This is a genomic window from Sphingomonas sp. EU05-FHT14C10, from assembly GCF_058790595.1.
On record NZ_JBYTEN010000018.1, the window covers coordinates 16,729 to 40,794 of the forward strand.

Genomic DNA, 24,066 nt, shown 5'->3' on the forward strand with positions numbered 1-24,066 from the left:
CTGCCTATTCCAGCCCGGCGGCTCTGTCGGCAAGAGCCGAGATGGGGCCGAGCGCGACGATGAACCGTTCCACCGCTGCGCGCGCGCCATCGCCTTCGGCCGACACGACGATCGCAACTGCACGCTGAGGGCCACCGAGAAGGCGCACCCTCATGGTTTCCAGCTTGGCCTCACCTTCGCTGCCGGTGACGAGATTGCCAACGCGGTAGAAGGTGACGACCTCGCGCTCAGCCCCGCCCGGTGCCGCGATGCGCTGGGACTTGCCGCCCGAGACCGGGGTGCCGTCGGCCAGCCATTGCCATTCGCCGTCAGGGTCGATCGCCCCCTGACCATATCCGATCATCTCCCGCCACCGCTGATCGGCGTAGACGGCGATCGCGAGATCGACGCTAACGGCGCTGGCGTCGCGATAGCGCGCCATGACAAGATGATCGGCACCGGCAAAGCGTGGACGCCACGGCGTGGCAGGCGGCGCCCCGACGCGCGTCCAGCCCGGAACGGCGGGTGATGCGGGGCGTGATGCCGGTGCAGCCGCGCCTGCTCCACTCCACAACAAGGGCGCGACGGCAAGCGCGAGACAGGCAAGCGCAACCGCAAGCGAGCTCGCGGAGCGGAAGCGGAGCCGCGCGAGGCGATCGACGTCGAACCAGGGATCGCCGGGACGACGATCGAAAAATGGCCACGCGCAGCCCATGACGAGCGCGATCACGAAGGCGAAGAAAAACCAGCCATAGATGACATGATCGACCCCGACGGCGAAATCGCTGCTGGTCCGATGGGCGATCCAGATCGTACCGAACGCGCGGACGCCGTTGGCGAGGATCGGCACGATGATACACGCAGCCATGAAGCCAAGACGCCGCGACCACGACCGGAAGCAGAGATTGGCGGCCAGCGCCCCGAGGGCAATCATCGCGACGAGGAACTTCACGCCCGAGCAGGCTTCGGCCACGCGGAATGCGCCGTTGGGAATGGTGATATACACCCCCTCGATCGCCGCAGGCACTCCGCTGATATGCAGCAGCGCCATGCACATGCGCGCCGTGAGCGTCTGGAGCGGCGGCACCAGCTCATCACCGAAGGGGACGAGAAAGAGCGCGTAGAAAATCGGGAAAGCGAGCGCACGCGACACTGCAGGGCCAAGCAACGCGATCGCGGTGCCCTGTATCATCAGGACGAGGCCGAGCTGACAGGCAAAATCGACGCCGGCCGCACCGCCCATCAGCCATCCGGCCGCGCCGGCCGCGACGAGAGTCAGCCCCGGCCACCATGCAGCAGGCGTGAGATGCCGCAGCGCCTGTGACCTGAGCCCGACAAGCCAGGCGACAATGAAGGGCACGAACAGGATATGGTTGAAGGTCGAGCTGTTCCACCAGATGTCCGCCATCGCGGCGGCATCGCGGTGGAAAAGGACAAGAAGCGCGAGCCAGATCGCGCCGAGCAAGGCCAGCTGGGTGCGCCAGCCCGTCGCGAGACGCGGCGAAGCGAGTGTAAGCGCCGGGTTCATGCAGGCACCACATCAAGGCCAAGCAAGGCCGGCAGCACTGCGAGCCGCGCCGGCCAACCATAGTCGCTGACCATTCGCGCGCGGGCCGCCACTCCGATCGCCTCGGCACGCATGGGATCGGCGAGGAGCGTGAGAATGGCCCCGGCTTCGGCTGGCGCGCCGTCGGCGATAAGGAGTTCACGGTCCGCGATGACGTCGAGCCCCTCGGCCGCAGCGGACGACGCCACCACCGGGCGCGCCATCGCCATCGCCTCGAGCAGCTTGTTCTGCACCCCGCGTGCCACCGCGAGCGGAGCGACGACGATGTCGGCGGCGGCGAGCCAGGGCCGGATATCCGGGACTTCACCGGTGACGATGACGCCGGCCTGGCGGGTCAGCGCCCTGACCTCGGCAGCGGGCGCGCGGCCGACGATAGCGAAGCGGGCGTCGCGCCGCCGCGCGCGGATCAACGGCAGCGTGTCACGAGCGAAACGGACGACGGCCTCGACATTGGGCCGATAGTCCATCTGGCCGGTGAAGGCGATGAGCGGCCCATGCTCTTTTGCCATCTCGGAGGGCGTCGAGGGATCGTAGCGATCGGGATCGATACCGTTGGCGAGCGTCCCGATGCGATCATCTTGCCCGCTGCGGGCACGGAACAGCGCGGCTTCGGCGTCGCTGACGAACAGGCTGCGATCAGCGCGCGCCGCAACTTCGGCTTCCCAGCGGGCGAGCAAGCGCGCTTCGCGGCGGTAGATACAGCCAAAGGGGCTGCGGCCATAGGCTTCGAACTTTGCCGAATCGACATCGACGAAATCCATGACGAAGCCTCGGTCGGCAGGAACGAACTGCGCCATCTGGCTGGAGAAGGCGTAGATGTGCGCGATGTCGCGCTCCGCCAGGAGGCCCTCGACATAGGCGGCGAGCACCGGGCTTTCGAAGGCGGCAAGCGAAACCGGACGTCTGCCGACAATCGCGCGGAGCGCCATCATGGCGCCGACTGGCGCGCGTGGTTCGACGCGATGGCTGGCGAGCAGCGGAAGGATCGGACCAAGCGCGTCCGCCTCGGCCTGTCTCTCGGCGAAACAGACGAGATGCGTGGGTGCCAGTTCGGCGAGCGTGCGAAGGATTGGCCAGGCCCGCATCCGATCGCCCCGATCGGGCGGGAAAGGCGCGCGATGCGCGAGAAAGAGTATCTCGCCCGCCATCAGCCGAGGCCGCGCGCGATCACCGGGCCGATACGATTGGCGATCGCAAGCGGCAATCGCTTCCAGAGTGCGATCTGGAGGCGGTAGCGCGGATCTAGCGGGTTGATCGCGCGCGCCGGACCCAGCGTGGCATAACGAAGCGGGGCGGGCTCGAAGCCCCAATTTTTCTTGAAGGCATAGGCGCCTGTCCCGACCTTCGATCGACCGAAGTCGAAGCGCGTGCAGCCGCGCTCGCGCGCATTGCGCATCAGCGCGAAATAGAGGAGGTCGTTGGCGCGCCATTCCCGCGCCTCGCGCGTGCCGCCACCCCAATAGGGCATGATGCTGTCGCGATGGTAGAGGCTGAGGACGCTGGCGACGGGACGACCATCTCTCCTAATTGTCGATATATCAGCATGTTCCACGAATTCATTCAGGACATATTGGAAGAGTGTCTGGGGAAAAACGGGGGTACCGAGATTGCGGACGCTCTCGGCATAGACCGCATAGTGTGCGGCGCGATCGCGGGGGGTGCCCCCGGTTTCGATGCTCAAGTCGAAGCCGAGCGCGCGACGCACCTCGGCGCGCTGCTTGCGTGGGATGGCCTTGAGTTCGGCGTCATCGTCGGCAGCGAGCGGACGCGCGAAGCCGGCATAGGTCGCATCGTCGACTATCCAGCCTTCGCCGGGCGCGGAGCCGCCGCGCAGTTCGAGCGCGCAACCGAGTGTTTCGGCGAGTCGTCGCGCTGCATGCGCAAGCACGACCTCCGCCGCAGGCGTCGTAGCGAGGATGCCGCCGGCTACCGCGAACCCCGCCGAGACGAGCGCGCGGCCGAACAGGGGCGACGCTATTTCGGTCAGCGGCAACACACCTTCGATCCGCGCGCCCTGCCCAGCGACCAGGAAATGCGCGCGTTGACGGCAGCCCGCGACGACCGCCCGGCTCCAGCCGGTCAGATGGAACGGCGTGCTTTCGGGATGTTCGCGGACGAAGGCATCGATCGCAGCCGCCTCGCGCGTGTCACCGAGCGAGGCTTCGCGAAGCTCTAGGAAGGAACGAGGCGCGGCGACATTCACGCCAGCCTCCGCGCCTGATCGGCAGCGACGGCATCGACGCGACCCCACGCAAATTCGGAAAGGAGACGATCGAGCTTACCCGCCATCGCATCGAGTCGACTATAATGACGCAAACGCGAACGCAGCGGCGCGCCGGTTACGCGTGGCTGGCCGGGATCCATTTCCCAGGGATGGAAATAGAAGATGGCGGGGCGGCCTTCGCGGTGATTCACACGGCTGATCGCCCATGCCGAGAAGCAATAAGGCAGCAGTCGGAAAAAGCCCCCGCCGCCGGCAGCGAGCGTGCGCCCTGCGAAACGCGCGGTGGTGACGGGCAGTTCGACCAGCGGGCTCCCGGCTACGGGACGAAAGGCGAAGCGCGGTGCTTCGGGCCAGCCATAATGATCGTGGACCACCGGCGCGACGCTCGAGGAATAGGCGTAACCCGCTTCGGCCAGCGCCTCATGCGCCCAGGGCGTACGTGCGTCGATCGAGAAGCTCGGTGCGCGATAGCCGGTGACTGCGATGCCCGCCGCATCCTCGATCACCTTGCGCGCGCGATCGATGTCGTCGCGGAACTGCTGGACGCTGAAGGTGAAGACGCGGGCGTGATCGACGCCATGGCTGGCGACTTCATGACCCCGTTCGACGATGCGGCGGATCAGCGCCGGATGACGTTCAGCAACCCAGCCAAGGATGAAGAATGTCGCTTTCACGCCCGCACGGTCAAACAGATCGAGCACGGCATCGCTGTTACGTTCGACGCGTGATTCGAGGGCCGGCCAATCTTCGCGCGCGATCACCCGCTCGAACGCGCCGACCTGAAACCAGTCCTCGACGTCGACTGACAGCGCGTTGAGCATGGGCTTGCCCCCCGAAGCGACTTCAGGCCGCGCTGTCGCGCATATAGCCGGTCGGGATCGGCGGATATTGCTCGGTCTCGACCCAGTCGAGGAGCAGCGCGAGCACGCGGCGGATGACCGCATCCTGCGCCGCGACCTGCGCCTCGAGTGCTTCGACCCGCGCGACGAGCGCAGGATCGGGCGTGGACGACGCCACGACGGCGGCGGCTATCGCCTCATGCTCCACGACCGCGTCCGGAGCCTCGGTCATGGCGGCGTAAACCGCGGCGACCGGCGCGGTTGCGTCGTGCTCGAAATCGGCGATGACACGATCCACGGTCGCGCCGTCGATCAGCGCCAGCTTTTCGATCGCGCCGAGCAGCAGCACCCGCGATACGAGCGCGTTGATCCGGCGCGGTATGCCGCCGCTGAAGCGATGGATGGCGACGAATGCATCGGGGGTGAATTCGGGGTTTCCTGTCCAGCCGGCAAGGCCCAGTCGATGCACGACATAAGGCTCGACTTCCTCGGCCAGCATCGGTTCGAGATGATGGGTGGCGATGACCCGCTGGCGAAGCTGCTCGAGACCGGCCAGGCGATCGCGGAACTCGGGCTGCCCGAGCAGGAAGATCTGGAGCAGCGCATGGCCATGCGCCTGAAGGTTGGAAAGCATGCGCAGCTCTTCGAGCGTCTCGAACGGCAGGTTCTGCGCTTCGTCAACGATCAGAAGGCTGCGCTTACCGATCCGAGATTGATCGATAAGAAACTCTTCCATTTTCTTGATAATGCTTGCCTTATCTGCACCATCTATATCGATGCCGAAGCCTTGCGCGGCGAGGCGGAGCATGTCGTCACCATCGACCTGAGTCGTCGTGATCTGCGCCGCCGTCAGCCGCGCAGGATCGACGGTCTGCATCATGTGCCCCGTCAGCGTCGTCTTGCCCGATCCGATCTCACCCGTGATGACGATGAAACCCTCTCCCTGCGCGAGACCATAGCCGAGATAGGCCATCGCCTTCCGGTGCGTCGCGCTCTCGAAATAGAAGCGCGGATCCGGGGTGAGCTGAAAGGGCCGATCGGTCAGGCCGTAAAAGCTGTTGTACACCTTACTAACCCCCTAGAAACTATACCGCAGGCCAAGCAGCCCGGATGCTACCACATCACTGGCGAAGCCGTCCTGATCGGAAGTGAAGAGCCCGATCGAGGCTGTGGCGCTCAGCCGGCGGCCGATGAGGCGATAATAGCTGACCGTCGTTCCCGTCGAGGTCACGGCGGGCGCGAAGGCGATGCCGCTTTCGTAGCGATTGGCGTAAAGGCTCGCTTCAACGCTCGATCGCTCGCTCAGCCGGCGACCGATCTGGGCCTGCCCGAACCAGCTCTGATCGACCACGCCATCGAGCGAAAAGAAAAGACTGTCCTCAGGCGCGATATATTTCCGCCGCGCATAACCGACGCCGACACCCCCGCTCCACGGCCCGCGATTGATCGACAGCAACGCCGTGACGCCGCGTGCGCGATATTGGGTGGTCGCGATCGACTGGAAGGCGTCGTCGAGGCAATTGCCCGCGGCGCTCGTACCGTAGACGCATCCGCCCATGGTCCGGGCGAGCGGATTGCTGAAAGTCGCGAATTGCGTAGGCAGGCCGACCAGTCCATCGGTCAATTGCCGGCCGAAACTCTGCAGGCCGTCATAGGCAGTGATCTGCATCGCGATACCCTGTTTAATTTCGTGCGTAAGAGAACCGGTATAAATCGTTGATCCATAACGACGACCAACGCGAAACTCGGCCATGGTCCGCTGGCTGGGGCGCCAGGACAGGCCGGCATCCCAGATCAGACCATCGGTTTCATATGCCAGTTGGCGCGGTGCGCTTTTGTCGGTGACGAAGCGCCCCTTCGCATCGATCATCGGCGTGCCGTTGGCATCGCGCAACGGCGGGCGTTGGCTGATCTCGATCTTTTCGTATCCAACCGAACCAACGAGCGCGAGCGTGCGACCGAGCGGGCGCGTAAGATCGAGCTTTACCGCCTTGTCGTCGAAACGTTGATCGAGCTGGCCGGCCGTCTCGCGCTGCCACAGCCCAGAGAGTCTCCAGCCGAACAGCGGAAATATGCGGGCAGGCATCCCCACGCTTGCGGTCGCATAATGGCTAAGCGAATGATCATATTGATCGAGCCGTGGCTGGCCCGCCGGCAGCGCAATGTCAGCGGGATCAACCTTGGTATAGCCCAGCCGATAAACGGCTGCGATGTCGAGATCGCCCGTGCGCGTGATGAGCGTCGGCCCGGCATAGAGCGCATAGACGTTGGAAACATTGTCGACGTCGAGATCGCCATAGCCGGGCGCGGCCCCGCGGATATCGCTGCGCGCGCGCGTGGCGATGCCGCCCACCTCAAGGCTCAACCCATCGGCGACGGTCAGTCGGCCCCGCGCGAGGCCGTAATGAACATCTTCGTCACCCGCGCGGCGGCCCCAGCCGAAACGATGTTCATAGCGATAGCTGACCTGCCCCTCGGCATTGCGGCCGGCGATGCTGGCGTCAACGCCGGCCGCAAGCGTGGTATAGGTCAGGACGTCGCTCGCCCCCTTGAGATCGGCGAGAACGACCTGATCGACCTCGATATAAGGCGTGATCTGCGCGTTCGGGCGTGCCTGGGCTGCGCCTGCGAGGCCCAGTACCGCAAGCAGCGGCGCCGCGGCGCGGAGCAGCCGTACGATCACGGCCGGTTGCCATAATAGTCGCCGAAGCGCTGGCCGGAGACCATGCGGCTGACGCCATTGAGCAGCAGCTTCACCTCCACGCACGGATCGAGCATCGCAACGGCAGCACGCAGATCGGCCTCACTCGTCACATCGGCACGGACGATGAGCAGCGCCTGCCCGGCATGCAGCGCAAGCGCCGAAGCGGGCGACGCGTCGAGCAGCGGAGGCGAATCAAGGATTACGACCCGGCGCGGATTATTTTCGACGAGCGTCGCGAAAAACGATGCCGTGTGCTCCGAGGCGAGCAGTTCGGTATCGTTGTGGGTCGGGCGACCGGCGGGAAGCAGCGACAGGCCGGCAACATCCGTCTCGATGATGCAATCGTCGATCGCGATCGCCGGGTCAGCGAGCGCGTCGATCAGGCCGGGGCCGTCCACGACGCCGAGCATCGAAAGGATCGAGGGCTTGGCCACGTCACCGTCGACCAGCAGCACGTCCAGATCGCGTTCGGAGGCCAGCGAAAGGGCGAGATTGACCGCGCAGAAGCTTTTGCCCTCGCCGGCGCGCGCCGAGCCGATCAGGATCACCCGATCCCTGGCCGACGCCATGCCGCCAAGCAGCAACTGGCGCTTGGCGATGCGAAACTCCTCGGCGATCGGGCTGACCGGCTCGCCGGGGACGATGAAGCCGGCGGCACGGAGGAGATCGCGATCGATGGCTTGGATACCCTGCGGCGCGGCGACTGCAGGCAGTTCCGGTTCGGACGGTTCGACCGCCGCCGGTTCGGATTCCGGTTGCGGTGCTGGCGTCGCAGGACGCTGAAAGCGCGCAAAATCGTATATCTCGGCGGCGCGCTCGATCAGCGATCCGGGGCGGATGGGGCCGTGCTCGGTCATCGCCGCCTCACGCCACCATGCCGCGCTGGACGAGCTCGACGAGGAGCAGCAACGCCCAGGCGCCCGCAAGCGCGGCGCCTCCTCCCACCAGCCAGCGCAGCTGCTTCGCCTTCAGGGCACGGACAGCTTCCGTCGAAGCTTCGCCGATCGCGCCGATCACGCTCATTCCACTCGCCCGTTCGAGGCGACGGGCCGTGGGATAGGTCGTCCTGATGCGTCCGAGCGCGTAAGCCACGCCAACGCCGCCCGCGATACCGAGCAGCAGCACCGCTGTCAGCAGCATCGGGCGATTGGGCGCTGCTGGCAGGCGCGGGGCGCTGGGGGGGTCGATCAGCGCGATGCGGACCGGGCTGGCCTTGGTTTCGGCCTGGCCGCGCAGCGCCGCCTGTTCGCGCTCTGCGAGCAGCTTGTCATATTGATCCTTTAGCACGGCATAGTCCTGGCTGACGCGCCCCGCCTCGGCCGCGACCGCCGGATCGGCGGAGGTGCGCGCAAGATACTGGTCGATGTCATGCCGGATCTGCGTCTTGCGTGCCGACAGCGCGGCGACTGCAGCCTGCCGGTCGGCCTGCATCGAACGCAGCGAAAGATAGAGCGGATTGGCGCTTGCCGCACCGTTGCCAGCCGGCGCCGCGACAAGATGTTCGCCGCCCGCAGCGGCGCGCGCCTGCGCAAGCTGCGCGTTCAGCGCAACCATATCAGGATGCTGATCGGTCCAGCCCCTCGACCGGCCATCGGCGATCTGCCCTTCGAGCGAAGCGACACGCGCACGCGCAGGGCCGGCCGTGGCCGGCGCGACGGCGCCCCCTGCCCCGGCCACCGTCGGCGCAGTGCCTGCCATCTGCGCGTTGACGGCGGCAAGCGCGCTGCCCGTCGCCGCGAGATCGGAATCGATGCGCGACATTTCGGCGCGCGCGGCGTCGAGCCGGTCGGTGACCGAACCAGTGCCGGGAAGCGAGCCGAGATACTGCGCCTCGAACGTGGCGCGCTTGGCCTCCGCCTCGCTCAGCTGCTTCGAGCGTTCGGCGAGCTGGGCGTCGAGGAAAGCAAGCGTCCGGCTACTCTCTTCCCGCCCGTCGGCCAGATTTTGCTCGATGAAAAGATCGGCGAGGCGCTGGACGATGGCGCGCGCCAGCTTTGCATTGGCGGCGTCGGAGAGCCCCGGACCGCCCCAGCGCGCGCTGATCTCGACCAGATTATCCTGTTGCGCGACGATGCTGATCGCCTGACGCAGGCTTTCGACGCGCGACGCCATATCGCGGTCGCTGGCGACCGTCAGGTTGAGATCGGTCGACTTGACGACTTTCTGCAGATTGACCGTCGAGACGAGCGTCTGGCGGATCTGGTCGAGATCGCGCTGGCGACGGGCATCATCGATCCCGACGCTGCCGCCGAGCAGCGATTGCGCCTGGATCGAGAGGCGCGCGCGGCTCTCATAGCGATTGGGGATGAGCGCGACGACCAGCCAGCCCGCAAGGCAGATGGCCCACGCCACGCCAAGCGCGATCCAGCGCCGGCGCCACACCAGATGGAGCGCGATCAGCAGTTCGTCGTAGAGCGCGCCCATCGGCTCAGAACAGGCTTTCGGGAATGATGATGACGTCGCCCGGCTCCAGCCCGACATTGGCCTTGATGTCGCCCTTGCGGAGCAGACTGGTGATCTTCAGGCGAAATTCGGTCTGCCTGCCCGACGCACGATCGTAACGGATCAGCCGCGCCCGGTTGCCGGCGGCGTATTCGGAGAGGCCGCCGACCGCGATCATCGCGTCGAGCAGCGTCATGTTCGCGCGATAGGGAATGGCGGCGGGCTTGTCTGTCGCGCCGACGATACGGACCTGCTGCGAGAAGGTGCCCGAGAAATTCTCGACGATCACCGAAACGCGCGGGGCGGTGATATATTTTGAGAGTGCCTCGGTCAGGTCGTCGGAGAGCTGCTTGGGCGTCTTGCCCACGGCCTGCATATCTTCGATCAGCGGCGTGGTGATCCGGCCGTCGGGGCGAACCTGAACCTTGCCGCCCAGTTCCGGGTTGCGCCACACGAAGACGGTCAGCGTGTCGAGCGGACCGATGACATAGGTTTCCGAAGGCTTGTCCTCGACCGCGACGAAATTCGCGGTGGGCAGCCTGGGCGCGTCCTTGGTCTCGGCCAGCGCCGAAGCCGCAAAAGGCAGCAGCGCGATAGCGACCGGAACGGAAGGAAGAGGCACACGGAAACGCATCGTCATCACCCTGTTCCCGCACGGATTTGAGGCGCGCGGGTTCAGGATGCGCTATGCGCCGGAAGAGTGAAGATAGCGTTAGTCAGCCCTCGACGAGCAGTTCGGCTGCAGGCGTATGGCCAAGGAAAGCCGCCGGACTGGCGCTGGCACCATAGGCCCCGGCCATGAAGATCGCGACCAGATCGCCTACCCCTGCACGCGGGAGTGCGACCTTGTCGGCCAGCCGGTCGAGCGGGGTGCAGAGGCAGCCGACGATGCTTGCCTCCTCGACCGCAGGCTCTCCGAAACGCGTGGCGATTGCAGCAGGATAGTTGCGGCGGACGACCGTACCGAAATTGCCGCTGGCGGCGAGTTGGTGATGCAGACCGCCGTCGACCACGAGGAAGACCTCGCCATGGCTCAGCTTGCGATCGACGACGCGCGTCACATAGACGCCGCTTTCGGCGACCAGCCAGCGACCGAGCTCGATCGCGAACCGGCTGTCCGCCAGGATCGTCCGTCGCGCATCAAGCGTTTCGGCAAGCGCGCTGCCGATCGTTTCGACATCCAGCGCTTCGTCGCCCGCGAAATAGGGCACGCCGAAACCGCCGCCGAGATTGACCAGCGGCGGCGACATGCCTGCGGCTTCGGCCAGCTCTGCCGCAAGCGCCACGGTCGCGGCCTGCGCCTCGATGATCGCCTGCGGATCCAGCGCCTGCGATCCAGCGAAAATGTGGAAACCGCGCCAGTCCGCACCGGCAGCGATCAGATTTTTGACCAAAGCGGGCACGCGCTCGGCATCAACGCCGAAGGGCTTGGCGCCACCGCCCATCCGCATTCCCGAGCCGCGCAGGTCGAAATCCGGGTTCACGCGGACGGCAAGTCGCGGCCGCAGCCCGAGCTGATCGGCGACCGCCAGCGCACGATCGGCCTCGCCTTCGGATTCGAGGTTGAGCGTCGCGCCCGCGCGGATCGCCGCCACAAGCTCGCGGTCGCGCTTCCCCGGGCCGGCAAAGGAAATCTCGTGCCCGCCCGATGCAAGCGCGAGCGCCAACTCGCCTTCCGATGCGACGTCGAGCCCGTCGACCATTCCTGCCATCGCCGCCACCAGCGGCGCGAAGGGGTTTGCCTTGATGGCATAATGGATCGAGACCGATGCTGGCAGGGCCGCGCGCAATCGCGCGACATGCGCGCGGACAACCCCAAGGTCATAGACGAAGAAGGGCGTATCGCCGGCTGCGTCTGCCAATGCCGCAACGCTTTGCCCGCCGATCGCGAGAACGCCGTGCTGGCCCCGAAAATCGGGCGGGATCGGCCCCATTGGCTTCATGACGCCAGTTCCTTCCTCAGCCCCGCCCGATCGAGCTTGCCATTGGGATTGCGCGGCAATTCGGCGCGCCAGACGATCTCGCGCGGCTGCATATAGGCCGGCAACTCGCGCTTCAGCCAGCTTTTCAGGGCATCCTCGGCGCTACCGTCTCCCCGAGCGACGAGAAGCACCGCCTGCCCCAGCCGGTCGTCCTTGACGCCGATCGCGACAGCCTCCCCCGTCGCCCCGCTCGCTACCGCCGCGCCCTCGATCTCGGCGGGGCTGATGCGGTTGCCCGACGATTTGATCATCTCGTCATCGCGACCGACGAAACGGATCAGCCCGTCCGCGCCGCGTAGCGCGGTATCGCCCGACCAGACCGCCACCCCACCATAATGCGATACGGATGGCGCCGAACGGAAACGGAGCGCGGTACGTTCGGGATCACGCCAATAACCCTGCGCCACCAATGGCCCTGCATGGACCAGTTCGCCCGACTCATCCGGATCGGCAAGGCTGCCGTCGGCTCGCACGATCATCACTTCGGCAAAGGGAATCGCGTCCCCCACAGAATCGGGATGAGTGTCGATCAAGGCGGGGTCGAGATAGGTCGACCGAAATGCCTCGGTCAGACCGTACATCGCATAGATGTCGGCCGCCGGGAAAGTCGCGCGCAGCGAGCGGACCAGCGGCGGGGTGAGAGCGCCGCCCGAATTGGTCAATCTCTTCAGTCTCGCCGCAGTCTCCGCCGGCCATTCGGCCTCGACAAGCTGGAGCCAGAGCGGAGGCACGCCCGCAAGCGTCGTGATCGCTTCGCGCTCGACCGCGCGGACGACGTCGCGCGGCGCCAGATAGTCCAGCGGGACGGCGCAACCACCCGCCGCCCAGGTGGAAAACAGCTGGTTCTGGCCATAGTCGAAGCTGAGCGGCAGGACGCACAGCACACGATCGGCAGACAACAGTTTCAGATAGGTCGCGACCGAGATCGCGCCGAGCCAGAGATTGGCGTGACTAAGCATCACGCCCTTGGGCAGGCCGGTCGACCCCGAAGTATAGAGGATCGCGGCAAGCGTCGAAGGATCGGCGTCGGATGGCGGCAGGCCTTCCGGCGGCAACGCGATCTCCGTATCGATCGCCAGCGCGCAATCTGCCGGCACATCATCCGGTTCGAGCGTTCCGGCCCGGCCGCCGCCGGTCAGCAGCAGCTTCGCGCCGCTATCGGAAAGAATATGCGCGACCTGCGCGCGCTTGAGCAGCGGATTGATCGGGACATGAATCGCCCCGGCGCGCGGCGCGGCCAACGGCATCAGGCAGGCCTCCATGCTCTTGGGCAGCCAGCCGGCCACGCGGTCCCCGGGTGCTATCCCCTGCCCGCGCAACCACGCCGCAAGCCGCGCGACGCGATCTTCAAGCCCGGCATAGTCGAGCACCAGATCGCGCATCGCCAGCGCCGGTGCGTCGGGGGCGCCCGACAGCGCAATGCGATCGATCGGTGCCGGTTCGGGCATTGTTGTGGGATCCGGGGCTTGCACCCGCGCCTCATCCTCTGCTTAACGTCCAACAGTCGGGAGGAGCGATAGCGCCTTGTTGGTCAAGGGGGAATGTTTCGACGATCTCGACGCCGTCACCAGGGTGGCGCGCGGCACGCTGGATCGTAACGGCCAGCCAGTGCCCTTCGATCGGCTCGGCTGGTTTAGCCGCACATGGAAACTGATCCCGCCGGGAATAGCACCACTGATGATCCGCGCGCGCTCCGACGGCGCGGACGCCTGGCTGTTTCTTGCGCGTGAGCGACGCGACCGTCTGGTGCCGCTCTCGAGCTGGTACACGCTGGCCTTCTCGCCGGTTTATTCCGCGACGCCCGATGCGCTGCTCAAGCGCCGGCTGCTCCGCGCGATCGCGCGACGCCTGCGCGCGCCTGCGCTCGGCATTGCCAGCGTCTCGCTGAGTCCCGTTCCGGAAGAGGAAGCGCAGGCGCTCGCCCGCGCTTTCCGGCGCGGGGGCTGGCTCAGCATCGTCCGCCCGGCGACGGCCAATTGGCGGCTGGATGTGAACGGACGGATCTTCAGCGAATATTGGGGCGCCCGCCCCGGCCAGCTTCGCGCGACCGTCGAGCGCAAGCGCGACGACTTCAGCATCGAGATTTTCGACCATTTCGATCCCGCAGCGTGGCAATCCTATGAGCAGGTCTATGGGGAAAGCTGGAAGCCCGCTGAGGGATCGCCCGCCTTCCTGCGCGAGTTCGCCGAGGAGGAAGGTGCTGCAGGCACGTTGAGGATCGGCATCGCCCGGCTCGGCGAACGGCCCGTGGCCGCGCAGCTGTGGACCGTCGAGAACGGCGTCGCCATCATTCACAAGCTCGCCCATGTCGAGGACGCGCGCGAACATTCGCCAGGTACCGTGCTGAGCGCCGCGATGTTCGAGCGCGCGATCGATGGGGACGGTGTGCAGACTATCGACTTCGGCACGGGCGACGACGCCTACAAGGCCGACTGGATGGAGGAGAAACGCGCCCTTCAGCGCGTCGAACTGTTCAACCTTGCCCGTCCCGCCGCTTGGCCGCGCGCGGCGAAGGCCTGGCTTTCCGCCCTTGTCCGCTGACGCCACGTCGACTAACCGGCGCGTGGAAATGACGGAGAGTATGAGTGACTGACGAGCGTGAACGGATCGAGGCTGGAGTGCGCGGCGCATTGCGCGACGTGCTGGCGCTGTCCGACGCGCGCGCCGACGCGCTGGAACCCGCAACGCCGCTGTTCGGCGCGATGCCAGAACTCGACTCGATGGCTGTCGCGGGGCTGCTTACGGAAATCGAGGACCGGCTGGGCATCATCATTGAGGATGATGAGGTGGACGGCGAAATGCTCGAGAGCTTCGGCGCGCTGGTCGCCTTCGTCACCCGCAAAGTGCTCGCGTGACGCGCTTCGCCGGACCGGATGGGTTCGGCGATCTGGAACTGTCATTCGGCCTCGACCGCCGCGTCCAGGCAATTGTCATACCGCCGCTATTCGACGAGCATAATCGTATGCGGCGGGTAATCGCGCAGGTCATGCGCACGCTCGCCGCGAACGGGATCGGCACGCGCCTCCCGGTGCTCGCCGGGCTGGGCGAGAGCCTGAGCGATCTTGCCGATGTGCGATTAGACGATTGGCGGGCGGCGATCGCGATCCCGCCCGCGCCCAATTTCACCATCGCCTTTCGGGGCGGCGCGCTGATCGACGATGCAGCCGGCGATCTGCCGCATTGGCGACTATCCCCGGTCGCCGGCGCGACGCTGATACGCGATCTTGATCGGGCACAGCTCGTCGGTGGTGGCGTGGATGGCGTCGATGTCCCCTATCTGCTCCGCGCCGGGCATCGATTGAGCCGCAATCTTCATGCCGAACTGATGGCGGCCATAGCGTTGGAATCGGACAAGGTACGGACCGTCCGCGGCGTAGACGATTCGGCACCCGCCCATGCGCATATCGACTTCGCACCGCTCTGGCGGCGCTCGGAGCCGGGTGACGATACCGATCTTACCACGTGGATCGCGCAGGATATAATCGATTGGACAGTATCTTGCGGCATATTTTAAATTTTTTATGTGAAGATGAGAGCTGCGTCGCAACGCTGGACACGGCGCCGGGAGAGACGGGACTGCTCATCGTTTCGGGGGGCAACGAGATTCGCGTTGGCGCGCATGGCGGGATGGCAAGACTGGCCGCACATCTCGCGCTTCGCCGCATCCCGACTTTTCGTTTCGACCGTCGCGGCGTGGGCGACAGCTGCGGCGAGAATGACGGCTATACCGCCAGCGCCGCAGACATCGCCGCCGCAGCGGCCGCTTTCCGCGCCGCTTGCCCGCATGTCACGCGCCTGATCGGCCTCGGCAATTGCGATGCGGCGACCGCGCTTGCGCTCTTCCACGACGAAGCGCGGCTCGACGCTCTCATCCTGACCAATCCTTGGGCTGTCGAAAGTGATAGTGCATTGCCGCCGCCCGGCGCGATCCGACGACATTATGCGCGGCGGCTACGCGACCCGGCGGCTTGGCGGGCCTTTCGGCGTGGGGGGATCGATCTCGGCAAGCTCGCGCGGGGCCTGTCCCGCGCCGCGCGCCCTGCCCCACCGCAGCCATTGGCTATGCAGCTTGCCGCCGCGCTCGCCGACACCCCACCGGCACGCATCATCCTTGCCGAGCGCGACATGACGGCGATGGCCTTCGCTGACCAGTGGCGAAAGCCGCTCTTCGCTGCCGCCCGGGCGCGGATCGACGTCGCGACGATCCCGACGGCCTCGCACGGCTTTGCCGGGCATGGCGACGAAGACCGCCTGTTCGCGATCATTCTGGAAGCGATCGGCGAGCTTTCCGCGTGGGAAAGCCCGCCCATCGATTAACGAGAGGCTATGCCCGTTGTGCGGCTCATCGCCTTGCGCGCCAGAGCGTGCGACCAGACCTGTTCCCCCTTGCCGGAGATCATCAGCACGTCGTCGCTGGCGAGAATCTGGTTGTAGAGTGCCGTGGCTTCGTCAGCCCGGCCCGTACGGCCGTAGATATAGGCCAGATTGAGCAGCACCGACGGCTCATTGGGCTCTTCGGCGCGCTGGGCGATCAGGCGCGCTTCGGCGGCGTTCAGGTCGCCGCGCGCGATCGCATTGAAGCCATAGGTCTGCGCCTGGCTGGGGGCGGTTTGCGCAGCCGCGCCCGTCGCGACGACGGACGCGGCACCGACAAGGGCGAGAACGGTCTTGATCATCATCTCTCTCCTTCTTTGCATAGAGATGATGATTGTGTGACACGAGTGTTACATTACTGCAAACGCTTTCAGATCATTTGCGCCGCACGCCTTTCGCGCGCACATTGGCCGGACGGCCACGCCGCTTGATGACGCGCGGCCCGTTACGCCGGAACCCCGGATTTCCGCCGCCTTCGGGCAGTTCGAAGCGAAGCGCGCCGCTTACAGGATCGGCCTGCGCAAGCCGAAGCTTCAGGCGCTGGCCAAGCGTGAAATGTGTCTCGCTGTCTTCGCCGGTCAGGCTGTGGGTCGCTTCGTCATACCGGAAATATTCCTGGCCGAGCGTCGATGCCGGCACGAGCCCGTCGCCGCCCAGCCCCTCGACCGTCGCGAAAAAGCCGAAAGGCTGGACCCCGGTGATCCGCGTATCGACGATCTCTCCAACCTTGCCCGCCAGATAGGCGGCGACATAACGATCGATCGTGTCGCGCTCCGCCTCCATGGCGCGGCGCTCGAGCTGGCTGATCGATTCGCCGACCTTCTCCATCGATGTCGCCTCGTCTGATGTGAGCGCACCCGCGCCCAGACGATAGGCACCGACGAGCGCGCGGTGGACGAGCAGATCGGCATAGCGGCGGATCGGGCTGGTGAAATGCGCGTAGCTGCCCAGCGCCAACCCGAAATGGCCGGTGTTCGCAGGGGCATAATAGGCCTGCGTCTGGGTGCGCAGGATCTGCTCCATCACCTGTGGACGGAAATCGGCCTCCCCTACCCGCTCGATCACGCGGTTGAACGTTGCAGGACGAATGACCTGGCCCAGTGCGAATTCGACGCCGAAGGTTTCGAGATAATCCTTGAGCGCCACCAGCTTCTCGCGCGCCGGCGGCTCGTGATCGCGGTACATGACCGGTGCCTTCTTCGCCTCGAGCGCCTTCGCGGCCGCGACATTCGCCGCGATCATATAATCCTCGATCAGCTTGTGCGCATCGAGGCGCTCGCGCGGCGCGACAGAAAGGATACGCCCTTTCTCATCAAGCATGATCCGCCGTTCGGGCAGGTCGAGATCGAGCGGCGCGCGATCGGCGCGCGCCTTCGACAAGGCCTGCCAGCATCCCCAGAGTGGGCGCAGCGCGGCCTCGACCAGTTCTGCGGGCACGGGGCTGGGCGCGCCGTCGATCGCGGCCTGCGCATCCTCATAGGCGATATTGGCCGCAAGCCGGACGACCGCGCGCGTGAAGCGCCAGGCCGTCACCTTGCCCTTGTCGGAAATGGTCAGGTGGCAGGCAAGCGCCGCGCGCTCCACGCCTTGCTTCAGCGAACAGATATCGGCGCTCAATTCCTCGGGGAGCATCGGCACGACACGATCGGGAAAATAGACGCTGTTCCCCCGCTTGCGCGCCTCGCGATCAAGCGCCGACCCGGGGCGGACGTAGAAGCTGACGTCGGCGATGACCACAATGGCATGCCAGTCCCCATCCTCCAGCGGCTCGGCCCAGACCGCATCGTCATGGTCGCGGGCATCTGCGGGATCGATCGCGACGATGGGCAAATGGCGCAGATCCTCGCGCTCGTCGCTATCGGCATGCTCCGTCGTCGCGATGGCGCCCAGCGACTGGCGCGCGACTTTCTTCGCCTCATCGATCGCGGCCTCCGGGAAGACATCGGGGATGCCGAGCTTGTGGATGGCAATCAGCGAGAAGCTGCGCGGCTCGAAGGGGTCGCCTAAACGCTCGGTGACGCGCGCGGTGATCCGCGGCGGCCGCCCCGTCTTCTCTGCAAGCACGAGATCGCCAGCTTTCGCCTCGCCCGCATCGGAGACCGGAAAATCCCGCCGCTCCTTCTTCTCGACGCCCTGCAGCCAGAGCTTGCCCCCCTCTTCGCGCAGCACGCCGAGCATCAGCTCGCTGCCGCGCACCAGCTTCTTCATCGGGTGGGCGATCCAGCCGCGTCCCGCTTCCTCGGTACGCGCAAGGATGCGATCGCCGGGGCCGAGCGCGCCCTTGCGCGACTTCTCCTTCACGCGCAGGCGCGGCTCGGGGCCTTCGGCTTCCCAGCGCTCGGGCACCGCCCAGGCCTGGCCATCCTCGTCGACATCGGTAACCCGCAGCACTGTGACCTTTGGGATGCCGCCCATTTTGTGGAACGAGCGCCCCGGTGCGCTGTCGATCAGCCCTTCGTCAGCCATATCCTTCAACAGCGCCTTGAGCGCGATCTTCTCCGCCCCGTGCAGCCCGAAGGCGCGCGCGATCTCGCGCTTGCCCGCCGGGGTATCGGACTCAGTGATGAAACGGATGATCTGCTCGCGCGAAGGCAGGCCGGCGGGTTTCGGTTTTCTCATCGGCGGAGTCTAGGGGCTGGCGGCGGATCGCGCCATGGTTGTTGGCGTGATCCAATGTCGCGTAAGTTCGGAGGATCGGTCCTTGCGGGATTGGATGGACTTGGAGCCGCTTTTCGAAATCGCGTTCGATTCCCTCGTCATCCACTGGCGCGGGCCTTCGCCCTTCTTTTTCGCGATCGTGCCGGACGAGCATGTCGGACAGGTCCGCGATGCGGCGCGGGACGCGAGCTACGGATGGGGTGTGGTGCCGGTCGAGGTGGAGATTGGCGATGTCAGCTTCACCACTTCGCTTTTCCCGCGCGACGGCGGCTATCTTCTACCGCTGAAGGACAAGGTTCGCCGCGCAGTCGACGTCGCACTTGGGGATATGCTCCATGTTGTAATGCGCGTTCGGGCGCGAAAAATGTGACAGCGATGTCAGCGGACTGGCGCCGCGCGCCAATTGCCTCTAGCCAAGGCGCGTGACCTACGACCTTCTGATCATCGGCGGCGGGATCAACGGCGCCGCCATCGCGCGCGAAGCCGTGCTCAATGGCCTGTCAGTGCTGCTCGTCGAGAAGGATGATCTGGCTTCGGCCACCTCGTCCTCGTCGACCAAGCTGATCCATGGCGGTCTGCGCTACCTTGAATATTATGACTTCAAGCTGGTGCGCGAAGCGCTGATCGAGCGTGAGCGGCTGTTGAAAGCCGCGCCGCACCTGATCCATCCCCTCACCTTCATATTGCCGCACGAGAATACACTGCGTCCCTGGCTGATGGTCCGCGCCGGGCTGTTCCTCTACGATCATCTCGGCGGCCGCATGTCGCTGGCGAAGTCGCGCGGACTGCGGGCAAACGACACGCTCTACCGGGCGCCGCTCAAAGGGCGCGGCAAGGGCTTCGTCTATTCGGACGCGTGGGTCGACGATTCGCGCCTCGTCATCCTCAATGCGCGCGACGCAGCGGACAATGGCGCGGAGATCGTGACGCGCACCGCCGTCACCGCCGCCGAGCGCGGCCCCCAGGGGTGGCGCGCAACGTTGAGCGACGGCCGTACCGTCCAGGCGCGGATGATCGTCAACGCCACGGGGCCATGGGTGCCCGAGGTCAACAGGCTGCTCGGCGCGCATGCCAGTGCCGGCGCGCGGCTGATCAAGGGCAGTCATATCATCACGCACAAGCTGTTCGAGGGCGACCAGGCCTATATCCTCCAGCAGCCCGACCGACGTATCGTCTTCGCCATTCCCTATCGCGAACATTTCACGCTGATCGGCACCACCGACATCCCGGTCGAGCGGCCGCAGGATGCGGTGATCGACGAGACCGAGATCGATTATCTGCTGCAGTCCGTGAACAGCCACTTCACCCGGCAGGCGAGCCATGCCGATATCGTCTCAAGCTATTCCGGCGTCCGGTCGCTCTATGACGACGGCGCGAGCGAGGCGCGGCAGGTGACGCGCGACTACGTGCTCGAGCTCGAGGAGAGCGCCGCGCCGCTGCTCGGCATATTCGGCGGCAAGATCACCACCGCGCGTCAGCTGGGCGAGGATGCGCTGGCCAAGATCGGCCCGGCGCTGGGTAGATCGGTGGCGCCGGTCACACGCGCGCGCATCTTCCCCGGCGGCGAGATCGCGCATTTCGGCGATTTCGTCGCCAAGGTGCAGGCGCGCTGGCCTTTCCTGGGGGCCGCGCGCGCGCTGCGCATGGCCCGCGCCTATGGCACGATGCTGGAAGCGATGATCGGCGACGTGCGCTATGCCGAAGGGCTGGGCGAGGATTTCGGCGGCGGGCTGACCGAACGCGAAGTCGCATGGCTCGTCGCGCGCGAATGGGCAGTCACCGCCGAGGATATTCTCTGGCGGCGCACTCGCCTCGGGCTGGAAACCGGCCCGGAGACGGCAGCGCGCCTCCAGGCCTGGCTCGATCAGTAAGCGCGGGCGACGAGAACGCGCTCGACTGCCGGCGCGCCCGTAAAGATGCAGGCGCCGTCGGCCACCGCCGCGTCGCGCGGAGTATTGCGCAGCGTCAGCTTCAAGCCCTTCAACGTCTCGACCACCTTGTCGAGCGCCGCGCCGGTCGGCTTGGACCATTGCACCTCGACCCAGCCGGGGTAGCGATTGCCCTCGGCGAAATGATCGGCGAGCGCGGCCATGTCGATCACGTCGCGGCGGATATTGGCGTCCATCCGCGCTTTGGCTTCGGCGAACAGCGCCTTCTCGATCGCGGCCAGCGTTTTCGCCGCGCCATCGACAAAGGCGTTGCGCGTGACGATCGCGCTGTCGAGCTTGCCGTCCTCGCGATAGAGGCGATCGCGGCGGATGACCGAGACGTTGCCGCCGGCCATGTCGCGCCCGCCCACTTCGACGACGATCGGCGCGCCCTTCTTGACCCAGCCCCAGCGCTTGGTCGCGGCCTTGGTCGCCTTCAGGTCGAGGAGGGCGCGGATCGGCTCGCCGAACGCCTGCAGGGCGGTGAGCGCTTCCTTCACCTCGCGGCAATAGGCGATCAGCGCCTCGTCCTCGTCATTGTCGCGCAGCATCGGCACGATGACGACCTGCCAGGGCGCGACCTGCGGCGGCACGCGCAGCCCGTCATCATCGCCATGCACCATGATCAGTCCGCCGACCATACGCGTCGACATGCCCCAGCTGATCGTATGCGCCGGTTCGAACTGACCTTCCTGGTTCTGGAAGCGGATATTCTGCGCCTCGGCGAAATGGGTGCCGAGATAGTGCGACGTGCCCGCCTGCAGCGCCTTGCCGTCCTGCATCATCGCCTCGATCGACCAGGTCTCGACCGCGCCGGGGAAGCGCTCATTCTCCGGCTTTTCGCCTGCGACCACGGGCATCGCCACGCAATCCTCTGCAAAGCTGCGATAGAGTTCCAGTCCCTTTGCGGTTTCGATCCTTGCCTGTTCGCCGGTCGCGTAGGCGGCGTGGCCTTCCTGCCACAGGAATTCGGCGGTACGCAGGAACATGCGCGTACGCATTTCCCAGCGCACGACGTTCGCCCACTGGTTGATCTGCACCGGCAGGTCGCGCCACGACTGGATCCAGCGCGAGAAGCCCGCGCCGATCACCGTCTCGCTCGTCGGGCGGACGATCAGCGGCTCCTCTAGCTTGGCGGCGGGATCTGGGACGAGCCCGCCCTTGCCGTCGGGGATCAGCCGGTGATGCGTGACGACCGCCATTTCCTTGGCGAAGCCCTCGACATGCTCGGCTTCCTTCTCGAAATAGGAAAGCGGGATGAAGAGCGGGAAATAGGTATTGTCATAGCCGAGGTTACGGATGCGCGCGTCAAGCAGGCGCTGGATCCGTTCCCAGATGCCATAGCCCCACGGCAGCATGACCATGCAGCCGCGCACCCCCGAATCCTCTGCCATGTCGGCTTCGGCGATGACCGCCTGGTACCAGGCGGCGAAATCCTGTTCGCGGGTGACGGAAAGCGCGTGTTTCAATGCTCGAACCTCAATCAATCCTGTGCCGCCCGCCAAAGCGGCAATGGCGGGGAAGGTTCAAGCGAAAAGTGACGGCGTGGCTTCGGCATGTTCGCCATTGCGAGCGCAGCGAAGCAATCCAGAACAATGTCGGGCCTCAGACTGGATTGCTTCGCTGCGCTCGCAATGACGGGGCAGGTTTGAGCGAAAGCGGGCTATGGCTTGCCCGCCTCGCCCCCCAGCATGCGGATGATGCCTGAGAAATCGAGCCCGCCATGCCCGGCATTGGCGAAAGCCTGATAGAGCGCCAGCGCGTTGGCCCCCATGGGCACGCTCGCGTCGGCGCCGCTCGCCGCCTCCACGGCCAGCTTCAGATCCTTGAGCATCAGCGCGCTCGCGAAACCACCATGATAATCGCGATCAGCAGGGCTTTCCGGGCCAACCCCGGGAACCGGGCAATAGCTGGTCATCGACCAGCTCTGCCCCGAGGCCCTGGACGAGATGTCGAAGAAGGTCTGCGCATCGAGGCCCAGCTTCTGCGCCAGCAGAAAAGCTTCGCAGGTCGCGACCATCGTCGCACCAAGGAGCATGTTGTTGGCGATCTTCGCCGCCTGCCCTGCACCGGGGCCGCCGGCATGGATCACTGCCTTGCCCATCAGCGCGAGGATCGGCTCGGCACGGCGGAAGGCCTCGGCCGAGCCGCCGACCATGAAGGTCAGCGTTCCGCCATTGGCTGCCGCAATACCGCCAGAAACAGGGGCATCGACCGCAGCATAGCCTTTTGCCTCCGCCTCAGTGGCAACCTTGCGCGCGGTCGCCACGTCGATCGTCGAGCAATCGATCAGCAAGGTGCCGGGGGTCGCGGTGCCGACGAGGGATTCCGCATAGACCTGCGCGACGTGCTTGCCGGCGGGAAGCATGGTGACGATCGCCTCAGCGCCCTCGGCCGCCGCGCGCGCGCTTTCGACCGGCAGGCAACCCGCCTGCTTCGCGCGATCGAGCGCCTCGGCCGAAAGATCGAAGGCGCGCACGTCATGCCCGCCCTTCGCCAGATTGGCAGCCATGCCGCCGCCCATATTGCCCAGCCCGATGAAGCCGATGCGCGCCATGTCAGATCCTCTCAATCGCTTATTTTCCGGTCCAGTTACCCGGACGCTTCTCGATGAAGGCAGCCATGCCTTCCTTCTGATCGGCGGTGGAGAACAAGGCGTGGAACAGCCGGCGCTCGAAAAGGATGCCCTGCTGAAGCGTCGTCTCGAACGCCGTGTTGACCATTTCCTTGTTCGCCTTGACCGCAAGCGGCGGCATGCCGGCAATCGCCGTCGCGGTCTTGACCGCTTCCTCGACCAGATCGGCAGCGGGGATGATGCGCGAAACCAGCCCGGCGCGCTCGGCCTCGACCGCGTCCATCATCCGGCCGGTCAGGCACATTTCCATCGCCTTGGCCTTGCCGACCGCGCGCGTCAGCCGCTGCGACCCGCCCATGCCGGGGGAAACGCCGAGCTTGATCTCGGGCTGGCCGAACTTTGCGGTATCCGCCGCGAGGATGAAATCGCACATCATCGCCAGCTCGCAGCCGCCGCCAAGCGCATAGCCCGCCACCGCCGCGATCACCGGCTTGCGCGTCGCCGTGACGCGATCATAGCCCGCGAAGAAATTGACGCCGAACATGTCGGCGAAACCCTGATCGGACATTTCCTTGATGTCCGCACCGGCGGCAAACGCCTTTTCGCTGCCGGTGATGACCGCGCAGCCCTGCGTCTCGTCCGCATCGAAGGCGCCGAGCGCGGCGATCAGTTCGCCCAGCACCACCGAGTTCAGCGCGTTGAGCGCCTGCGGACGGTTGAGCGCGATCAGCGTGACCGGGCCGCGCTGTTCGACCAGAAGCGTTTCGTAACTCGCCATGTCGGTATCTCCTTGG

General features: G+C 66.0%; 22 protein-coding genes. 6 read left to right on the plus strand and 16 right to left on the minus strand.

Annotation, left to right across the window (positions count from 1 at the left end; genetic code table 11):
• Window positions 1-4: 4 nt before the first annotated feature.
• The 11 genes from xrtA to AC3WT0_RS15525 all read right to left on the minus strand — a co-directional run bounded on the left by xrtA (window position 5) and on the right by AC3WT0_RS15525 (window position 13,185).
• On the minus strand, window positions 5-1,507 hold the full coding sequence (gene xrtA, locus AC3WT0_RS15475; RefSeq protein ID WP_492754340.1) for an exosortase A: 1,503 nt from the start codon (window positions 1,505-1,507) through the stop codon (window positions 5-7).
• Window positions 1,504-2,694 (minus strand): TIGR03087 family PEP-CTERM/XrtA system glycosyltransferase, encoded by a 1,191-nt coding sequence (locus AC3WT0_RS15480; RefSeq protein WP_492754341.1) that lies wholly within the window; start codon window positions 2,692-2,694, stop codon window positions 1,504-1,506. Before AC3WT0_RS15480 ends, xrtA begins: the two co-directional genes overlap by 4 nt.
• A complete protein-coding gene (locus tag AC3WT0_RS15485) occupies window positions 2,694-3,749 on the minus strand; it encodes a FemAB family XrtA/PEP-CTERM system-associated protein (protein ID WP_492754342.1) in 1,056 nt (351 codons plus the stop codon). The genes AC3WT0_RS15480 and AC3WT0_RS15485 overlap by 1 nt, the downstream gene beginning before the upstream one ends.
• Window positions 3,746-4,591 (minus strand): XrtA system polysaccharide deacetylase, encoded by an 846-nt coding sequence (locus AC3WT0_RS15490; protein WP_492754343.1) that lies wholly within the window; start codon window positions 4,589-4,591, stop codon window positions 3,746-3,748. The genes AC3WT0_RS15485 and AC3WT0_RS15490 overlap by 4 nt, the downstream gene beginning before the upstream one ends.
• Before the next feature lie 22 nt (window positions 4,592-4,613).
• Window positions 4,614-5,675 carry an XrtA/PEP-CTERM system-associated ATPase gene (locus AC3WT0_RS15495; RefSeq protein ID WP_492754344.1) on the minus strand — a complete coding sequence of 354 codons (1,062 nt, stop codon included), beginning with the start codon at window positions 5,673-5,675 and terminating at the stop codon, window positions 4,614-4,616.
• A gap of 12 nt (window positions 5,676-5,687) precedes the next feature.
• Window positions 5,688-7,292, minus strand: coding sequence for a hypothetical protein (locus AC3WT0_RS15500; protein ID WP_492754345.1), 1,605 nt, complete (start codon window positions 7,290-7,292; stop codon window positions 5,688-5,690).
• A complete protein-coding gene (locus AC3WT0_RS15505; RefSeq protein ID WP_492754346.1) occupies window positions 7,289-8,170 on the minus strand; it encodes a P-loop NTPase in 882 nt (293 codons plus the stop codon). Before AC3WT0_RS15505 ends, AC3WT0_RS15500 begins: the two co-directional genes overlap by 4 nt.
• A 7-nt stretch (window positions 8,171-8,177) precedes the next feature.
• The gene (locus AC3WT0_RS15510) at window positions 8,178-9,737 is read right to left on the minus strand and encodes an XrtA system polysaccharide chain length determinant (RefSeq protein WP_492754347.1); all 1,560 of its coding nucleotides are present in this window, start codon (window positions 9,735-9,737) and stop codon (window positions 8,178-8,180) included.
• 4 nt (window positions 9,738-9,741) lie between these two features.
• A complete protein-coding gene (locus AC3WT0_RS15515; protein WP_492754398.1) occupies window positions 9,742-10,389 on the minus strand; it encodes an XrtA/PEP-CTERM system exopolysaccharide export protein in 648 nt (215 codons plus the stop codon).
• A gap of 82 nt (window positions 10,390-10,471) precedes the next feature.
• Window positions 10,472-11,698 carry a pyridoxal-dependent decarboxylase, exosortase A system-associated gene (locus AC3WT0_RS15520; RefSeq protein ID WP_492754348.1) on the minus strand — a complete coding sequence of 409 codons (1,227 nt, stop codon included), beginning with the start codon at window positions 11,696-11,698 and terminating at the stop codon, window positions 10,472-10,474.
• Complete coding sequence (locus AC3WT0_RS15525) at window positions 11,695-13,185, minus strand: acyl-CoA ligase (AMP-forming), exosortase A system-associated (protein ID WP_492754349.1); 1,491 nt, start codon at window positions 13,183-13,185, stop codon at window positions 11,695-11,697. The genes AC3WT0_RS15520 and AC3WT0_RS15525 overlap by 4 nt, the downstream gene beginning before the upstream one ends.
• 76 nt (window positions 13,186-13,261) lie before the next feature.
• Between AC3WT0_RS15525 and AC3WT0_RS15530 the strand changes: the two genes are divergently transcribed.
• The 4 genes from AC3WT0_RS15530 to AC3WT0_RS15545 are packed head-to-tail and all read left to right on the plus strand — an operon-like array spanning window position 13,262 to window position 16,054.
• A complete protein-coding gene (locus AC3WT0_RS15530) occupies window positions 13,262-14,278 on the plus strand; it encodes a GNAT family N-acetyltransferase (protein ID WP_492754350.1) in 1,017 nt (338 codons plus the stop codon).
• Window positions 14,279-14,322: 44 nt separating this feature from the next.
• Entirely contained in the window at window positions 14,323-14,592 is a 270-nt protein-coding gene (locus AC3WT0_RS15535) for an acyl carrier protein (RefSeq protein ID WP_492754351.1), read from the plus strand.
• On the plus strand, window positions 14,589-15,251 hold the full coding sequence (locus AC3WT0_RS15540; protein WP_492754352.1) for a hypothetical protein: 663 nt from the start codon (window positions 14,589-14,591) through the stop codon (window positions 15,249-15,251). Before AC3WT0_RS15535 ends, AC3WT0_RS15540 begins: the two co-directional genes overlap by 4 nt.
• Window positions 15,200-16,054 carry a hydrolase 1, exosortase A system-associated gene (locus AC3WT0_RS15545; RefSeq protein WP_492754353.1) on the plus strand — a complete coding sequence of 285 codons (855 nt, stop codon included), beginning with the start codon at window positions 15,200-15,202 and terminating at the stop codon, window positions 16,052-16,054. The genes AC3WT0_RS15540 and AC3WT0_RS15545 overlap by 52 nt, the downstream gene beginning before the upstream one ends.
• Here the strand turns inward: AC3WT0_RS15545 and AC3WT0_RS15550 are convergent.
• Window positions 16,051-16,413 (minus strand): tetratricopeptide repeat protein, encoded by a 363-nt coding sequence (locus tag AC3WT0_RS15550; protein WP_492754354.1) that lies wholly within the window; start codon window positions 16,411-16,413, stop codon window positions 16,051-16,053. The genes AC3WT0_RS15545 and AC3WT0_RS15550 overlap by 4 nt on opposite strands.
• A 73-nt stretch (window positions 16,414-16,486) precedes the next feature.
• On the minus strand, window positions 16,487-18,730 hold the full coding sequence (gene rnr / locus AC3WT0_RS15555; protein ID WP_492754355.1) for a ribonuclease R: 2,244 nt from the start codon (window positions 18,728-18,730) through the stop codon (window positions 16,487-16,489).
• Window positions 18,731-18,764: 34 nt separating this feature from the next.
• Here rnr and AC3WT0_RS15560 point away from each other — a divergent pair, with 34 nt between their 5' ends.
• Window positions 18,765-19,139 (plus strand): DUF1905 domain-containing protein, encoded by a 375-nt coding sequence (locus AC3WT0_RS15560; protein WP_492754356.1) that lies wholly within the window; start codon window positions 18,765-18,767, stop codon window positions 19,137-19,139.
• 52 nt (window positions 19,140-19,191) lie between these two features.
• Window positions 19,192-20,640 carry a glycerol-3-phosphate dehydrogenase gene (glpD, locus tag AC3WT0_RS15565; protein ID WP_492754357.1) on the plus strand — a complete coding sequence of 483 codons (1,449 nt, stop codon included), beginning with the start codon at window positions 19,192-19,194 and terminating at the stop codon, window positions 20,638-20,640.
• Here the strand turns inward: glpD and AC3WT0_RS15570 are convergent.
• The 3 genes from AC3WT0_RS15570 to AC3WT0_RS15580 all read right to left on the minus strand — a co-directional run bounded on the left by AC3WT0_RS15570 (window position 20,634) and on the right by AC3WT0_RS15580 (window position 24,050).
• Window positions 20,634-22,166, minus strand: a complete 1,533-nt coding sequence (locus tag AC3WT0_RS15570; protein ID WP_492754358.1) for an aminoacyl--tRNA ligase-related protein — start codon at window positions 22,164-22,166, stop codon at window positions 20,634-20,636. The genes glpD and AC3WT0_RS15570 overlap by 7 nt on opposite strands.
• Before the next feature lie 194 nt (window positions 22,167-22,360).
• Window positions 22,361-23,254 carry a 3-hydroxyisobutyrate dehydrogenase gene (gene mmsB, locus AC3WT0_RS15575; protein WP_492754359.1) on the minus strand — a complete coding sequence of 298 codons (894 nt, stop codon included), beginning with the start codon at window positions 23,252-23,254 and terminating at the stop codon, window positions 22,361-22,363.
• 19 nt (window positions 23,255-23,273) lie between these two features.
• On the minus strand, window positions 23,274-24,050 hold the full coding sequence (locus AC3WT0_RS15580; protein WP_492754360.1) for an enoyl-CoA hydratase: 777 nt from the start codon (window positions 24,048-24,050) through the stop codon (window positions 23,274-23,276).
• Between the last annotated feature and the right edge of the window lie 16 nt (window positions 24,051-24,066).

Coding starts and splice junctions, on each gene's coding strand:
- xrtA (WP_492754340.1), bottom strand. CDS start 1,507: ATGAACCCGGCGCTTACACTCGCTTCGCCGCGTCTCGCGACGGGCTGG.
- AC3WT0_RS15480 (WP_492754341.1), bottom strand. CDS start 2,694: ATGGCGGGCGAGATACTCTTTCTCGCGCATCGCGCGCCTTTCCCGCCC.
- AC3WT0_RS15490 (WP_492754343.1), bottom strand. CDS start 4,591: ATGCTCAACGCGCTGTCAGTCGACGTCGAGGACTGGTTTCAGGTCGGC.
- AC3WT0_RS15505 (WP_492754346.1), bottom strand. CDS start 8,170: ATGACCGAGCACGGCCCCATCCGCCCCGGATCGCTGATCGAGCGCGCC.
- AC3WT0_RS15510 (WP_492754347.1), bottom strand. CDS start 9,737: ATGGGCGCGCTCTACGACGAACTGCTGATCGCGCTCCATCTGGTGTGG.
- AC3WT0_RS15515 (WP_492754398.1), bottom strand. CDS start 10,389: ATGCGTTTCCGTGTGCCTCTTCCTTCCGTTCCGGTCGCTATCGCGCTG.
- AC3WT0_RS15520 (WP_492754348.1), bottom strand. CDS start 11,698: ATGAAGCCAATGGGGCCGATCCCGCCCGATTTTCGGGGCCAGCACGGC.
- AC3WT0_RS15525 (WP_492754349.1), bottom strand. CDS start 13,185: ATGCCCGAACCGGCACCGATCGATCGCATTGCGCTGTCGGGCGCCCCC.
- AC3WT0_RS15550 (WP_492754354.1), bottom strand. CDS start 16,413: ATGATCAAGACCGTTCTCGCCCTTGTCGGTGCCGCGTCCGTCGTCGCG.
- rnr (WP_492754355.1), bottom strand. CDS start 18,730: ATGAGAAAACCGAAACCCGCCGGCCTGCCTTCGCGCGAGCAGATCATC.
- AC3WT0_RS15560 (WP_492754356.1), top strand. CDS start 18,765: ATGGTTGTTGGCGTGATCCAATGTCGCGTAAGTTCGGAGGATCGGTCC.
- mmsB (WP_492754359.1), bottom strand. CDS start 23,254: ATGGCGCGCATCGGCTTCATCGGGCTGGGCAATATGGGCGGCGGCATG.
- AC3WT0_RS15580 (WP_492754360.1), bottom strand. CDS start 24,050: ATGGCGAGTTACGAAACGCTTCTGGTCGAACAGCGCGGCCCGGTCACG.